Origin of the sequence: Runella sp. CRIBMP, assembly GCF_009905605.1 — a bacterium.
GTDB lineage: Bacteria > Bacteroidota > Bacteroidia > Cytophagales > Spirosomataceae > Runella.
In genome coordinates this window covers 20,341-36,376 of the sequence record NZ_JAAAKZ010000031.1, presented here as the reverse complement: position 1 = coordinate 36,376, position 16,036 = coordinate 20,341, and the positions used below count along the sequence as shown (strand labels likewise).

The window sequence follows — 16,036 nt, the reverse complement described above, 5'->3', positions numbered from 1 at the left end:
CACTAATGCTTGATTTACTTGGAGTTAGAACCGCCTACGATTTCACGCAACTATCAAAAAATTGGGTACAAAAAAAAATGACAATCACAGGCGTAAGAACTTGGCAGGAGTTGCAAGGTTTTTCCTGTATTCCGATGGAAACCGCACCAAGCCCAAAACAAAATATTTGTACCTCACGTAGTTTTGGGCAGCTTCTTACAGGGATAGAACCTATTGAAGAAGCCGTTGCCAATTTTGCCGCTCGATGTGGTGCAAAGCTCCGTAGGCAAAAATCATGTGCAGGGGTTATAACTGTTTTTTTGCAAACAAATTACTTCCGCCCAGATTTACCGCAATATTCCAAATCTGTAACATTGCATCTACCCACGGCCACAAGTAGCAATATTGAATTGATAAAATTTGCCTGTATTGGTCTAACCAGATTATACCATAAGGGCTACCACTTCAAAAAGGCAGGGGTAATAGTGAGTGAAATCGTACCAGAAGCTAATGTTCAACCGTCACTTTTTGACACAACAGATTGGGCAAAGCATAACCGCCTGATGAAAGCCTTGGATAAAGTAAACAACTCCTATGGCAAAGAAACATTAAGAGTCGCCAAACAAGGCTTTGGCCGTAAGTGGAAGCTCAAGCAAGAAAGACTCACCCCTTGTTATACAACCAAACTAAGCGATATTATAAGTATAGAATAAGTTTATTATAATATTAAAATAACGTTATTAAGTACGTATTTTTTATGATTCTTACTTGGAAAAAGTGCCTAACCTATGAGGAAGCCCGTAATTATACAAATATTATTTATCTGCATGAATGGGATGGAAAACCCTTTTATTGGGGTAAAGCTCATAAAAGTTTTTTTGGCGGACACATGCGTGAAATCGACGGTTTTAAAGCAAGTGGGCGCTACAACTCAGGTTATCGTCATTGGATTGAAGGTTGCCTTAAACATGGTGCATCACTATATATCGCACAGGTTGATCCAAACGGAGAATATACAATTGATGAAATTGAAAACTACTTAATTAAAACATACCCAAGTGAAATGCCTCAAAAACTACATAAATCTGTAAAAACTCTTAATATTAGCCATACTGGCGATGTACCTATGGCACTATTAAACAGCGTTTTGCATTTATAAATAATAGGGGTTACGTTTCAGGGACGACCGTTACATAAGTGTAACCCCTGTTGTATATTGCTCTCATGAAGTAAATTTATTGAAAATCTGACAAACTCTAAAATAGGCGTGTCAACTACAAAAAATCACCATTTTGTACCTAAAGGTTACCTAAGACAATTTGGTATAGGTACCAAAAATGATTTATATCTATGGAAAATAGATTTAAGTAAACCTAATCTTAGGCCACAGAAATCCTCTATAGGGAAAGACTTGTGTTCAGAGAAAGACTTTTACCGAATTAACCCACAAGAAAGTTTCATAGCTTATAGTATTGGTAATGATCCTAATATAGTTGAAGATAAAGGTTTTCCTTATGAAAATGATTTACCAAAAATATTAAAGAAATTGACCGAAAAAGGTGTTTACTCTCAAACATTATCGTGGAAAGATACAAAGATTTTTATATTTGCTTTAATAAGTATAAAGTATAGGAATCCATTTACTAGAGGGGCATATGAAACAGGTATACATGTTGTGGAAAGTAACCGAAGTAGTGCATATGAACTAATAGACGAAATAATGGCAAAGGTTTCACCACAAGAAACTCAATTATTTAATCATGCAAACGAGCTTTATAAGAAATTTGAGTACGACATGAATAATCCCCATGAGTTACTTAAAACGTTACACTCTGGAGCTTTTCAAATGGGTGATGATAGAGGTAGTTTGATGGACAAGTTTAAAAATCTTGGTAATCATTTACTGAATGCTAAATGGGAAATAATTAGGACAAATTCAAACCATCAATTTATTATATCAGATAACCCTGGGATTTTTCTAAGTAAACATAATATATGGTCATTGGTTTTTGAAAACTTTGAAAATCACGGAATAGATAGATTCTTTTTTCCACTTTCCCCTTTAAATGGGCTTCTAATTCATTTAGGGAAAAAAGATAATAATCTATATGAAGGAGCAGATAAAATAATTCCTGTTTTATGGGCACCACATAGGGTGAGAGAATATAATATTTGTCATTGTTCCCATGCAAATAAATTATTAATAGGATCAAGTGAAAAAGCATTAATTGAAGCGGCTACTGAGGGGAAAAGTGATTGGATAAATATTACAACTATGTTTGAGAATGACAAAAAACGATTGAACTCGTAAATATTTTATTATTTGCACTATTTAGTTCCAAAATAGTCAATTGCATAGCTGTAACTTTTGCTTTTAGATTAATAAAATTATATTACACAATAATAAATTGAACTATAATGAAAGATTTTAGTATTGAGTACGCAAGTACCAATATCAACTCTAAAAAAACTAAAGAATACTTTAAAGAGGTTGCAAGCTCATATTTTAATGAAAATTATAGGGCTGCTGTTGTAACCTTATACTCTGTCGTTATAAATGACATTATTATTAAATTGGAAGTACTAAATGAAATATACTCTGATCCCGTAGCACAAAGTATATTGGAGGAAACTAAGGAATTTCAAAGGATTAATCCAAATAATCCAGAATGGGAAAAGGAAATTATTGATAAAGTAAAAAATAGGACAAACTTATTTGATAATGCAGACTATGCACATATTCAGGCATTAAAAAATGACAGGCATTTATGTGCTCATCCAGTCATTGATAAAGAAGATAAGCTTTACACGCCTAATAAGGAAACTGTTGCTGCGCATATTAGAAATATGTTAGAATCTTTATTTCTCAAGCCGCCAATTTTGTCAAAAAAAATACTTTCTACTATTTTAATAGATATTGCCAGTAAAAAAGATTTGCTAATTGACGATACAAGTCTTGAGAAATATGTAAACTCAAAATATTTAACTAATTTAAATTCGACTATAGAAATTTCTATATTTAGAGATTTATGGAAATTTGTTTATCGACTTAATGATATTAGTTGCTCTGAAAACCGATTAATAAATTATCGGCTTTTATATTTTTTATATAAAAGAAATATATCTTCTTGTATTCAAAGGATACAAAATGAGCAGGAATATTTTAGTAATGTTTTTGATTCAAAAGAAACGATAAGCTTGCTAATTAGATTCTTTTCAGAAAATGAGTTCTTGTTTCAATATTTCAGAGAAGATGTACACTTGCTAGTTTCCAAGCAAATTGTGAATAACATTAACGCAAAGACTGTTGCTTGGTTTCTAAGTAAAAGTTTTGTAACTCATTTAGAAGAAATTAAAGAATTAATTTTAACAAATTTTAATAGAAGCAACCCTCCATTTGATGTGGATATCACAGTTTATGAGCGCCTTATAAATATAGGAATAACAAAAGGACATATTAATGAAATAAGTGAATTTGTTATTTGGAGGTATGCGAAATCTAAAAATTATAACGACGCTGATAAGGTTTTTGCATTTATTTTAGAGCCTAATTTGAAACACCTTACAGTTGCACAATTGGATAAGTTATGTAGTGAAATCAGTAATAATAACCAAGTTTATCATCGAAACCAATCAATAGAAGATCATAAAACATTGAGAAATTATATCAGATCTAAAACCAGTAATAAGTTTGATTTTGAAAAATACCCACGTATTTTTAATCAAAATACACTATAAAATTACGCTAAGCTTTTCTCCAGTAACCTATACACCGCTTTTCCATCAAACAGCTTTTGCCGTCTTGTCAAATAATGCGATTGGTTCAGATTTTCCGCAATTTTAGCGTAAGTCATGCCCATATTCCTATACAATGTGGCAAGCTGACTGGCTTGAACATTTGCTTTATGGGTTTTGGCGTTCTCTATCCGTATCGTCCGCCCTTTATCAATAGCTGCTTTATTCAGGTTCTCAGGTTTACCGAGTTTGAACCCTTGGGCTTTCTTTTGTGCCAATGCTGCACGGGTACGCTCCGAGCCACGCTCCGCTTCATGCTGTGCAAATGTTACCATAATGCCAACCGTAAGTGTATTGGCATCAGGTAAATCACACGCGACAAAATCCACCCCTGAATCTCGTAGTGTCATTACAAACGCCACGTTACGGCTCAGGCGGTCAAGTTTAGCAATCAACAATGTTGCGCCAAGCTTTTGGCAAGCCCTTATCGCTTCCTGAATTTTTGGCCTGTTACTTTTGCGGCCTGATTCAACTTCGGTATATTCTTCTATAATTATATCACCCTCACGCAAGAATCGTTGCACAATTTCCATTTGGTCGTTTAAGCCCAAACCACTTTTACCTTGCCCCTTGGTAGATACTCGGTAATAGCAAACATATTTCATATTGTACCTTTATATATAAGTATGTGTTCTTAGATGTTTTACAGGTCGTTTTGTAAAAATATGGTATTTATGGCATTTTACAAACGTCCGTTTATAAAATGCCATAACATATTTACAAATTATTTTCAATATCTAAAACCCGCTCTTATCTAACATAAAGTTTTATCAAATAATAAATCTTGCAACCCATAACGTTATGTGTTATGTTTGTAAAAATACAAAGCATATGAATGATAGATAATTTCCAACATAAAGGTTTGCGGCTTTTTTTTGAAAAAGATGAGCATTCAAAATTACAACCGCATCACGTGGAAAAAATCCGTCGCATACTTTACCGATTAGATGAAGCTCAGACAATTGAAGATATGAATATTGTAGGTTGGGGGCTTCATCCATTAACAGGCAATCTCAAAGGCTTTTGGTCTGTCAAGGTCAATGGCAACTATCGGATCATTTTCCGCTTTGAAGACGGCAACGCTTATGATGTAGATTATATTGATTACCATTAAAAGGAGAACATAATGAATAGAGGAATGAGACCACCGCACCCAGGTTCTATGATACGTGATATAATTGAAGGTATCAAAGAGGAAACAGGACAAGATTTAACCATTCGCCAAGTGGCGCAAGGGTTAGGGGTTACACCTAAAACACTTTCAGGTATTTTGAACGAACACCAAGGTATTAGTTCAGAAATGGCTATTCGTTTATCAGAAGCCTTTGGCGATAAACCTGATTTTTGGTTGAAGTTACAACGTGATTATGAGCTGTGGCACGCCGAGCAAAGAGTAAACCGCTCCGTTATTCAACATTTTTGGCCTTTATCAAAGTCAAATACTCAAATGGGTTTACAAACAGTGTAGCCTTTTATGTGTAGCTAAAGCAATCTATCACATGTAGAGTTAATGTAAATTCCCCTAACCCCTAAGCCTAAGGTTTATCATGGAAGAAGCAAAAAAATCAGAAATGACACCCATTCAATCAAGGCTGAGTAATTCGACTTTTGAAATATTCGTTCATCCTGCTACGGGTAAAGAAACTATCTTCCAACATTCTGCCTTATGCCAAACCTTCTTTCCATACCGTAACCTTGGGGAAGATGTCAAAATGTGGCAACAAAAACAGGGTTTAGTAAATCTGGCTGTTAGTGCAACTCCCATACTTAACCCACACACAGGGCTATTTGAATATGCAGGCATCCCCTATGGTCCTAAAGCACGACTTATCCTTGCCTATCTCAATACTCAAGCTGTAAAAAAGCAAAATAAAATGCTTGATGTTGAAGAAAGCATGAGTGCCTTTATTAAAAGTATGGGTTTAAATACAGATGGTAGAACCATCAGAGAGGTTAAAGAACAAATCCGCCGTATCTCTACTTCAAATATATCGCTTGGTTTTATTCAAGATGAACGTGTAAAGCAGGTTGATTTTAAAATCGTTCGTGCCTTTGAGTTCTGGTTCCCAAAAGATGAACGTCAACGTGTTTTATGGGAGTCATCTATCGAACTTACTGACGAATATTTTGAAAGCCTTGTGCAACACGCTATCCCACTTGATGAAAGAGCATTGGCAGCACTTGCCCACAATGCTATGGCACTTGATATTTACGCATGGCTTGCCCAACGTTTACACCGTGTAGATAGATTTAAGCCGCAATTTGTAGGCTGGCAAAACTTGAAAGAGCAGTTTGGTATGGGCTATAGTGAAATCCGCAAATTTAGACAGGTATTCAAAAAGACCCTTGAAATCGTTAAAAACCAATATTTAGATGCCAAATTTGTCGTTGATGATAAAAAAGGGATGTATCTACATAACTCACCCCCGCCAATACCGCCAAAAACGAGAGTTTTTTTAGGCGATAATAAGTTTTAGTATAAATAAATACCAGTAAAATAATGGCAAAACAGAAGAAAGAAATAAAAGATAAAGCAATTGAAGTAACCTTATGGGAAGCTGCCAATAAATTAAGAGGTAGTGTTGAACCAGCCGAATATAAACACGTAGTATTAGGACTGATTTTCTTAAAGTTTGCCAGCGACAAGTTTGAAGAACACCGTGCTAAACTCATTGACGAAGGCAAAGAAAAGTATATTGAAAGACCTGAGTTTTATAATATGAGCAATGTGTTTTTCTTAGAAGAAATTTCACGTTGGAGCTACATTGTAAAAAAGGCAAGACAAAATGATATTGCCTTAATCATTGATACTGCCCTGCACACTATTGAGAAAGACAACAAAGCACTGAAAGGCGCTTTGCCCGACAATTACTTTTCACGTTTGGGGTTGGATATTACCAAACTGGCTTCTTTGATTAGCGAAATTGACAGCATCAATACACTTAAAGACAAAGAGCAAGATTTGGTTGGGCGTGTGTATGAATACTTCCTGAAAAAGTTTGCGATTGCAGAAGGAAAAGGGAAAGGAGAATTCTATACACCAAAGACAATTGTAAACCTGATTGCAGAAATGATTGAACCTTACAAGGGCATTATCTATGACCCTGCTTGTGGTTCGGGTGGTATGTTTGTTCAATCTATCAAGTTTATTCAAGCACACCACGGCAATCAAAAAGAAGTTTCAATTTACGGACAGGAATACACCAAAACCACTTATAAACTGGCAAAGATGAACCTTGCCATCAGAGGTATTTCTGCAAACCTTGGAGAAAAAGAGGCCGATACTTTTGCGGATGACCAACACAAAGACCTTAAAGCCGATTATATAATGGCTAATCCACCTTTTAACCAAAAAGACTGGAGAGCCGAAAATGAATTGATTGACGACCCACGTTGGAGAGGGTATGATGTGCCGCCTAAAAGCAATGCCAACTATGGTTGGATTTTAAATATGGTTTCCAAACTTTCTGAAAATGGAATTGCAGGCTTTATCTTAGCAAACGGTGCCTTGAGTGGCGGTGGCGAAGAATATAAAATACGTAGAAAGCTGATTGAAAATAATTTGGTAGAAGCCATTGTAATCATTCCGAGAGATACTTTTTACACCACTGATATTAGCGTTACGCTTTGGATTTTGAACAAGAACAAAAAAGCAAGAACGGTTGAGATAAACGGCAAACAGAAAAAATACCGAGACCGTGAAAAGGAAATTTTGTTTGTGGATTTAAGGCGTTGGGGGCAAGAATTTGAAAAGCAGTTTATTGAACTTACCGAAGAGGACATTGCCAGAGTAGCCGAGAACTTCCACAATTGGCAACAAACCGACTACAAGAAAACTTACAGGGATGTTCCTGAGTATTGCTACTCTGCCAGTTTTGAACAAATACAGGCAAAAGATTTTTCGTTGGTGCCAAGTAAATACATTGAGTTTATAGACCGTGACAGTGAAATAGATTTTGACACCGAAATGAAACGCATACAAAAGGATTTTAGAACTCTTTTGAAAGAAGAAAAGCAATCGCAGGAACAATTGATTAACGCTTTTAAAACATTGGGCTATGATTTATAATCATATTGGCAATTATATACATTTGGTTGACAACCGCAATAAAGATTTAGCGGTTACAAACTTATTGGGTATAAACATTACCAAGAATTTTATGCCTTCGGTTGCCAATACTTCCGAAACAGACTTATCGAAATATAAAATCATTCAGAAAGGTCAGTTTGCATATAGTGCAATGCAAGTTGGTAGGGACGAAACTATTCGTTTGGCTTTTTATGCGGAAGACAAACCTGCAATTATTTCACCAGCTTACTTGGTAATTGAAGTAAATGATGAAAACGAATTGTTGCCAGATTATATGATGATGTGGTTTCAACGACCAGAATCAGACAGATACGGTTGGTTTATTAGTGATAGCAGCGTAAGAGCAAGTTTAGAATGGGAACGCTTTTGCGAAATACAAATCCCCATTCCTGATATTGACGAACAACGTAAATTTGTTGCCCTATACAAGGGTTTGCTCACCAACCAAAAAACCTACGAAAACAGTTTGGTTGATTTACAATTGATTTGTAATTCTTCAATGGATAAATTGAAGAACATTGACAACCACCAACTATTAAGCGAATTAGTTCAATTGGTTGACAATAGGAACAATAACAATACAATAACAAATCTGCTTGGAATAAACGTTGACAAAGTTTTTATGACATCAAAAGCAAATGTTGGCGAAACGGATTTGTCGAAATATAAAATTGTCCAAAAAGAACAGTTTGCCTATAGTGCTATGCAAGTTGGAAGAGATGAAACTGTTCGTGTCGTTTTATATTCATTTGATGAACCTGCAATTATTTCACCTGCCTATTTGGTTTTTGAGGTAATTGATAAAAAAGTTGTATTGCCTGAATTTTTGATGCTTTGGTTTTATCGTCCTGAGTTTAACAGATACGGTTGGTTTATTAGTGACAGTAGTGTAAGAGCAAGTTTAGAATGGGAACGCTTCAAAGAAATTAAAATCCCAATTCCTGACATAAAAATCCAAGAAGCCATTGTAACTATTTACTACACACTGGAAACTCGTAAGCGTATCAATGAGCAATTAAAAAACACAATAAAACCGCTTTGCCCTGTTTTGATGAGGGGTGTTGTGGAAAGTATAGAATTAGAAAAAGTAGAAGACTAATTAATATGGCAATACAATTAAAACAGTTGAGGGTTCACGGTTTTAGAGGTTTAGATAATCTTGAAGTTGACTTCGAACCCATTACTGTACTCGTAGGTACAAACAATGCAGGTAAGACAACATTATTGAAATCACTCCAATTAGGGCTTTCAAATACATTGCAAATTACTGATGATGATTTTCATTTTACTGATGCGTTAATACGTGATAAAATAATTATAGACATATTGTTTATTAGTATTGATGAAGAAGGCAACCAAAAAGCAGAGTTTGAAGATAAATGGGCGACCGTCTTTACGGTAGACAGAATTAGTATTGATTCAGAAGGTAATCAATTACTTGCTTTTAGAACAGTAATTGAAGAGAACTTGATAAGAAAAACTTATAAGAAAAAACAATTTGTCATTGACGAATGGGGTGAATTTTACAAGGAAGAAGATGGCTACTGGTATTCCAAAACATATGAGCAGGAGTTGAGTTTTTACTTTGATGAAATACCATTTTTCTATTTAGATGCTAACAGAGATATTCTTGATGATTTGAAAAACAAAACATCCTTCTTAGGGAAAATCCTATCTTCAATAACATATAATCAGGGTGATAAAGAACTAATTGAAAATCTTATTAAAGACCTAAACAAAGAAACTATTGAGAGAAGCGAAATCTTAACAAACCTTCACAGTACATTGGAGGAATTGGATACTGCAATGGATAACCCCAATAATACTGTAGATATTACGCCATTCACTAAAAAAATAAGAGATCTTAATAAGGGCGTTAAAATTAATTACTCCCAATTTTCTATGGAGTACCACGGAATGGGTACAAGAAGCTGGTCTTCATTACTAATTCTAAAAGCATTTATTTTGCAGAACATGAAATTGGCAATTCAAAACCAAGTTGCCTATTATCCAATAATTGCAATTGAAGAACCTGAATCACATTTACACCCTAATGCACAAAAGAAACTTTATTCACAGATTAATGATATTGTAGGACAGAAAATAGTTGCAACCCATTCAAGTTACATTGCTGGCAGTGCTAAATTGAAAGATGTAAGAAGTATAATAAAGTCTGAAAGTGAAACAAAAATTGGGAAAATAATAGAGAACGATTTAACCCATGAAGAGATTCGAAAAATATATCGGCAAGTTATAAATACAAGAGGGGAACTATATTTTTCTAAGGTATTAATATTGTGTGAAGGAGAAACGGAAGAACAGGCTCTTCCACTTCTGATTAAAAAGTTTTTTAGAAAAAGTACAATTGAACTTGGCGTTGATGTAGTTGGAATAGATGGTGGCGGGAATTATTATCCATTCATATACTTTGCTAAAAAACTAAATTTAAAGTGGTATATATTGAGCGATGGCGAGTTAAGCATAATAAAGAAATTAAAAAAGGATTTAAAAAAATTGACAGAATCACACTTGAATGTTGATGAAATAGTTTTGCCTCAAAACATCGTATATTTCGATAATGAAGATAATTTTGAATCGTACATTATTCGCAATGGATTTTTAGAAGAAGTTGAGAATTGTCTAAAAACTATACTAAATTTTGACAACCTTGACAAACTTAACGAGCTAATTTCAAATAGAAACGGAACTTCAAGGGGAAGGGTTAAAACTGATCAAATTTGTGGAACTTGTAATCAGCATATATTTGAGGAAAGTCTTAGGGACTATGATGGAGATGATGGTTATTTTAGAGCTTTAAATGATTTATTATCTCAAAATAAAACAAAGTATTCTTGTATTTTATCTGAACTTATTTATAATTCAGAAAAGCCATTGCCTCCAAAAATAGTTGAGCTGTTTGAAAAAATGAGTTTAATTTTAGATTCTCCCGAAAATGAAGCAAATTAATTTATCATCAAAACAGCAAAGTATTATAGATTTAAATGATGGGGCTTTCCTTGTCTTAGCAAGTGCAGGCAGTGGTAAAACTAGGGTTTTAACAGAAAGAATTAAAAGACTTTCAGAAGTAGAAGATGGGAAAATTTTAGCGATTACATTTACAAACAAAGCTGCTAATGAAATCAGGGAACGCCTTGGTACAGGTGAAAGAATAAAGAAAAATGTATTTGTAGGAACTTTTCATAGTTTTTGCCAATCAATACTTGAACTCAGATTTAAACTTTTAGGCTATAGCAGAATGCCTCATATTTTTGAAGATGATGCAGATAGATTAGAATTGATAAAACAAGCCATTAAGTCTGTTCCACATTTTGAATTCATTTATAATAATCTTGAACCAAGAAAAAAAAATGAATATACCTATAACGCTTTGCAGTTTATTTCATCCGTAAAGAGAGAATTGTTATCAGCACAAGAATTAGCAGAAAGCTCAGAAAACAATGAATATCAGTATTTATTTGAAACTTATCAAGATATTTTGAAATCAAACAATGCAATTGATTTTGATGATATAATTAGATTAGTATATGAACTCTTTACAAATAATGATTCAGTTGCAAATCTATACCGAAAGGCATACTCATATGTCTGTATCGATGAATGCCAAGACTTAAATAAATTGCAGTACTATCTATTAAAGGCTCTATGTGGTAATGTCATTAAAAGTGTAATGATGGTTGGGGACCCTAATCAATCAATTTATGGTTTTAATGGTTCTGCATCTTCATATATGCAAGAAGACTTTCTTTCAGATTTTCAAGCTAAAGAAATTACACTTGATGAAAACTTCCGATGTTCAAAATTAGTTATTGAGGCCTCGAATTCATTAATGAATCTGGATGTAGAGGCTATTAATTATGTTATAAAAGGGCATTTTGAAATATATCCTGCTCAATCAGAAATCGATGAAGCCCAATTTGTTTTTAATAAAATAAGTGAATTAATTCTCCTTAAATCACATAATGATATTGAGGGTGAAATCACTTACGATAAAATATCAATACTTGCTCGGAATAAATTTGTATTTAAACAAATAGAAGAATTATTATCTAATGAAAAGATTCCTTATTACTATAAGTCTGGGAATGTCGGTATCAAGTTTAGTTCTTCATTTATGAAAATTTTCGACTTATACTTTAGAATAAAAATTAACCCCCTCGATAAATTACATCAAAAACGGTTAGAAGATATTTTAAAGGTTAGTGACATTTTCGATTCAAATCAAGTAAATTCTTCCAAGTTTCCAATTGCAACTAGTATCAAAGATATTGTAAATGATTCATCAATTGATAATTTACATTTAAAAATTGATGCTTTACGTATTTTAATAGAAAAAGCAAATTTAGATGATGATGAAAAGAAAATGACAATTGATGAGTTAGATGATTTTGGTAATCAATTAACTCTATATAAAAAGCAAAATATTAAACCAACATTAGAAGGATTTAAGTCTGCGATTGCACTTGGTTTAACAAATACTTCAAATAGTAAAGAAATAGGAGTTTGCTTAAGTACTGTCCATACAATGAAAGGTCAAGAAAGTGAGATAGTTTTTCTAATTGGTATGGATGACGGAACATTTCCTGATTTTAGGGCAGTCAATAAGGGTGGAGAGGAACTGCAACAAGAAAAGAATAATACATATGTTGCTTTTACAAGAGCAAAGCGATTTCTATATGTTACCTATCCAAATAAACGCTTAATGCCTTGGGGCGAGTATAAGACAAGAATTATTTCAAGATTTTTAAAGCCTTTAATTAAATGAAATTCACAGAAGAAAAATTAGAAAAGGCGTTTACCGAGTTGTTGGGGCAGGAAGGATTTCCTCACTATTTGGGTATTACGATAACTCGTAAGCCTGATTATGTATTGATTGAAGACGATTTGAGAAATTTCCTTCTAACCCAATACGCACTGCATGGCATTACACGCAATGAAGCCAATTCAATTATTCTTCAACTCAAATCACTTCCAGCTTCTGATCTTTATGAAAGCAACAAAACCTTTTTAAGAATGCTTGCAGACGGTTTCCCACTTAAACGGGAAAACCGAAATGAAAAGGATATTTGGGTTTACTTGGTTGATTATACCCAGCAAGACAATAACATCTACAAGTTTGTGAACCAATTAGAAATTTTCGGTTCAGAAAAACGCATTCCTGACGGTATTGTGTATATCAATGGTTTGCCCTTAGTAGTGTTTGAATTCAAATCTGCCATTCGTGAAGAAGCTACTATTTATGATGCGTTTAAACAATTAACGGTTCGTTATCGTAGAGATATTCCTGAACTGTTTAAATACAATGCCTTTTGTGTTATCAGCGATGGAGTAAATAACAAATCAGGCTCATTCTTTGCACCTTATGAGTTTTTCTACGCTTGGCGTAGAGTAGCAGGTTTGGCAAAAGATGTGGACGGCATCGATAGTATGTTTACCCTCATTCAGGGAATGTTTCACAAAAACCGTTTGCGTGATATTATTCGCAACTTCATTTACATTCCTGATAGTTCAAAGAAAAACGAAAAAATAGTTTGTCGTTATCCGCAATACTATGCTGCAAGGGCCTTGTATGATAACATAATGAAAGCCCAAAAACCCGAAGGAGACGGAAAAGGTGGAACTTATTTTGGTGCCACAGGTTGCGGAAAGAGTTTCACAATGCTTTATCTCACAAGATTGTTGATGAAAAGCGAATATTTTGAAAGCCCAACAATTGTATTGATAACCGACCGCACCGACTTAGACGACCAACTTTCAGGACAATTTACCAATGCCAAAAACTTTATTGGCGACAATACAGTGGTGAGTGTAGAAAGCAGAGCCAATTTGAGAGAGCTTATACAAGGTAGACAAAGCGGAGGCGTATTTTTAACCACCATTCACAAGTTTACCGAAGACACACAACTACTTAGTGACAGAACCAACATCATTTGCATTTCGGACGAAGCACACAGAAGCCAAGTAAACCTTGACCAAAAAGTAAAAGTTACCGAGAAAGGCGTTACCAAAACTTACGGCTTCGCTAAATATTTACACGATTCGTTACCGAACGCCACGTTTGTCGGTTTCACAGGTACGCCTATTGATGCTACCCTTGATGTGTTTGGTAAAGTTGTTGATGCTTACACAATGACAGAATCGGTAAAAGACGAAATCACTGTTAGAATTGTCTATGAAGGCCGAGCCGCCAAAGTGTTATTGAATAATGCCAAACTCAAAGAAATTGAAGATTACTACGCCAAGTGCGCCGAAATAGGCAGCAATGAAAATCAAATTGAGCAGAGCAAAAAAGAAATGGCACAGATGTATGCCATTATTGGCGACCCTGATCGTTTAAAAGCCGTTGCAGAAGATTTTGTAAATCATTATGAAAAAAGAGTTTCGGAAGGTTCAACTGTAAAAGGCAAAGCCTTATTTGTGTGTAGCACTCGTGAAATTGCCTATGAATTATATAAAAACATCATTGCATTAAAACCTGAATGGAATGAAATTCTTGCAGCCGAAGAAGGTGCAGAACTTACCGACAAAGACAAGCGAGAATTAAAACCGATTGAACGCATTAAAATGATTATGACAAGGGGTAAAGATGATGAAGATACCCTTTACAAAATGTTAGGCACTCCTGAATACCGCAAAGAACTTGACCGCCAATTCAAAAACGAAAAATCGAATTTTAAAATTGCCATAGTAGTTGATATGTGGCTCACTGGTTTTGATGTACCGTTCTTAGACAGTATTTACATTGACAAGCCAATACAACGCCATAATTTAATTCAAACCATATCAAGAGTAAACCGCAAGTTTGAAGGTAAAAACAAAGGTCTGGTTGTAGACTATATTGGTATCAAAAACCAAATGAATTTGGCGTTGAAGCAATATAGCGAAAGCGATAAAGACAATTTTGAAGATATTGCTGAATCAATCATCATTGTAAGAAATCATTTAGACCTTTTAGCTAAACTGTTTCACACGTTTGATAGCTCAAAATATTTCAAAGGCACAACCATTCAGCAATTAAATACCTTGAACTTAGCTGCTGAGTATGTCCAAAAAGCCAAAGATTTTGAAAACCGATTTATGGGCTTAGTAAAGAGACTAAAAGCCGCTTATGATATTTGTGCAGGTAGTGAACAATTAACGCAAGCAGAAAGAGACTATACCCATTTCTATTTGGCAGTTCGTTCTATTCTTTTCAAACTCACCAAAGGTAACGCCCCCGACACAGCACAGATGAACGCTAAAGTTCGGGAACTAATAAAAGAAGCCTTACAAAGCGACGGAGTTGAAGAAATTTTCAAACTCGGCGACGAAGCAGAAACCGAACAAGACATTTTTGATGAAGATTATTTGGCTAAGATTGATAAAATCAAATTGCCTAATACAAAAATTAAATTGCTACAACAGCTACTTGCAAAAGTAATTGGAGAAATCAGAAAAGTAAACAAGGTGAAAGGAATTGACTTCTCTAAAAAAATGCAAGACTTGGTTGAACGCTATAATAACCGTGATGCAAACGACATTTTGAGAAGCGAAGTGTATGAAGAAATGGCAAATGCCTTGACTGACTTGATTTGGGAAGTTCATAAAGAATTTTCGGCAGGTGATGCGTTAGGAATTGATTTTCAAGAAAAAGCATTTTACGATATTCTGAAAGAACTGTGTGTAAAATACGACTTTAAATATCCTGAAGATAAAATGATAGAACTTGCAAAAGCCGTTAAAGACCTTGTTGACGGGCAAGCTAAGTTCCCTGACTGGAATAAACGAGAGGACATCAAATCAGCATTGAAAGTTGGAATCATACTATTGCTTGACGAGTTTGGCTATCCACCAGTAGAGAGAGATGAAGTGTATGTAGAGATTTTTGAACAAGCCGAAAATTTCAAGATGAACCAATAATCTTTTTTTCTTATCACCCATAAGTGCGTGTACTTTGGTACGTTTTGCATTATTCAGTAAAATAAATCACTCCCCCTACCCCATTATTGGCTCTAATGGCTTCATTTTCAGCTATGAAAGTTTTTCATTGGCAGCCGTTCAATTGTATTTTATCACACATATAAATAGTATGGTTATTCTTATTAACCATTGAGTGATAATTGTTTGCCCTTCATCTTCAACTAATCTTCATGCCTTTGAAGGTTGCTCCTGTAC

General features: G+C 34.5%; 13 protein-coding genes. 12 read left to right on the top strand and 1 reads right to left on the bottom strand.

The window, feature by feature from the left end:
- The 4 genes from GVN20_RS29085 to GVN20_RS29070 all read left to right on the top strand — a co-directional run.
- The coding region (locus tag GVN20_RS29085) for a DUF4113 domain-containing protein (protein ID WP_166561713.1) at nt 1-692 on the top strand (692 nt) is incomplete at its 5' end.
- A 44-nt stretch (nt 693-736) separates the two neighbouring features.
- The gene (locus GVN20_RS29080; RefSeq protein ID WP_166561712.1) at nt 737-1,138 is read left to right on the top strand and encodes a hypothetical protein; all 402 of its coding nucleotides are present in this window, start codon (nt 737-739) and stop codon (nt 1,136-1,138) included.
- A gap of 108 nt (nt 1,139-1,246) precedes the next feature.
- Nucleotides 1,247-2,290, top strand: a complete 1,044-nt coding sequence (locus GVN20_RS29075) for a DUF4238 domain-containing protein (protein ID WP_166561711.1) — start codon at nt 1,247-1,249, stop codon at nt 2,288-2,290.
- Between the two features lie 107 nt (nt 2,291-2,397).
- Nucleotides 2,398-3,717, top strand: coding sequence for a hypothetical protein (locus GVN20_RS29070; RefSeq protein ID WP_166561710.1), 1,320 nt, complete (start codon nt 2,398-2,400; stop codon nt 3,715-3,717).
- A 2-nt stretch (nt 3,718-3,719) separates the two neighbouring features.
- On the opposite strand, the gene GVN20_RS29065 is transcribed toward GVN20_RS29070, so the two are convergent.
- Complete coding sequence (locus GVN20_RS29065) at nt 3,720-4,379, bottom strand: recombinase family protein (RefSeq protein WP_166561709.1); 660 nt, start codon at nt 4,377-4,379, stop codon at nt 3,720-3,722.
- 230 nt (nt 4,380-4,609) lie between these two features.
- Between GVN20_RS29065 and GVN20_RS29060 the strand changes: the two genes are divergently transcribed.
- The 8 genes from GVN20_RS29060 (at nt 4,610) to GVN20_RS29025 (ending at nt 15,781) form a co-directional block, all read left to right on the top strand.
- Entirely contained in the window at nt 4,610-4,888 is a 279-nt protein-coding gene (locus GVN20_RS29060; RefSeq protein WP_166561708.1) for a type II toxin-antitoxin system RelE/ParE family toxin, read from the top strand.
- A 12-nt stretch (nt 4,889-4,900) separates the two neighbouring features.
- Nucleotides 4,901-5,242: a HigA family addiction module antitoxin gene (locus GVN20_RS29055; RefSeq protein ID WP_206023397.1), complete on the top strand. Its 342-nt coding sequence runs from the start codon at nt 4,901-4,903 to the stop codon at nt 5,240-5,242.
- Nucleotides 5,243-5,321: 79 nt separating this feature from the next.
- Complete coding sequence (locus GVN20_RS29050) at nt 5,322-6,251, top strand: replication protein RepA (RefSeq protein ID WP_166561707.1); 930 nt, start codon at nt 5,322-5,324, stop codon at nt 6,249-6,251.
- Nucleotides 6,252-6,274: 23 nt separating this feature from the next.
- On the top strand, nt 6,275-7,843 hold the full coding sequence (locus GVN20_RS29045) for a class I SAM-dependent DNA methyltransferase (protein WP_166561706.1): 1,569 nt from the start codon (nt 6,275-6,277) through the stop codon (nt 7,841-7,843).
- Nucleotides 7,833-8,963 carry a restriction endonuclease subunit S gene (locus GVN20_RS29040; protein ID WP_166561705.1) on the top strand — a complete coding sequence of 377 codons (1,131 nt, stop codon included), beginning with the start codon at nt 7,833-7,835 and terminating at the stop codon, nt 8,961-8,963. The genes GVN20_RS29045 and GVN20_RS29040 overlap by 11 nt, the downstream gene beginning before the upstream one ends.
- Before the next feature lie 5 nt (nt 8,964-8,968).
- Complete coding sequence (locus GVN20_RS29035; protein ID WP_166561704.1) at nt 8,969-10,831, top strand: ATP-dependent endonuclease; 1,863 nt, start codon at nt 8,969-8,971, stop codon at nt 10,829-10,831.
- Nucleotides 10,818-12,647, top strand: a complete 1,830-nt coding sequence (locus tag GVN20_RS29030; protein ID WP_166561703.1) for an ATP-dependent helicase — start codon at nt 10,818-10,820, stop codon at nt 12,645-12,647. The genes GVN20_RS29035 and GVN20_RS29030 overlap by 14 nt, the downstream gene beginning before the upstream one ends.
- Nucleotides 12,644-15,781 (top strand): type I restriction endonuclease subunit R, encoded by a 3,138-nt coding sequence (locus GVN20_RS29025; RefSeq protein ID WP_166561702.1) that lies wholly within the window; start codon nt 12,644-12,646, stop codon nt 15,779-15,781. Before GVN20_RS29030 ends, GVN20_RS29025 begins: the two co-directional genes overlap by 4 nt.
- The last annotated feature ends 255 nt before the right edge of the window (nt 15,782-16,036 follow it).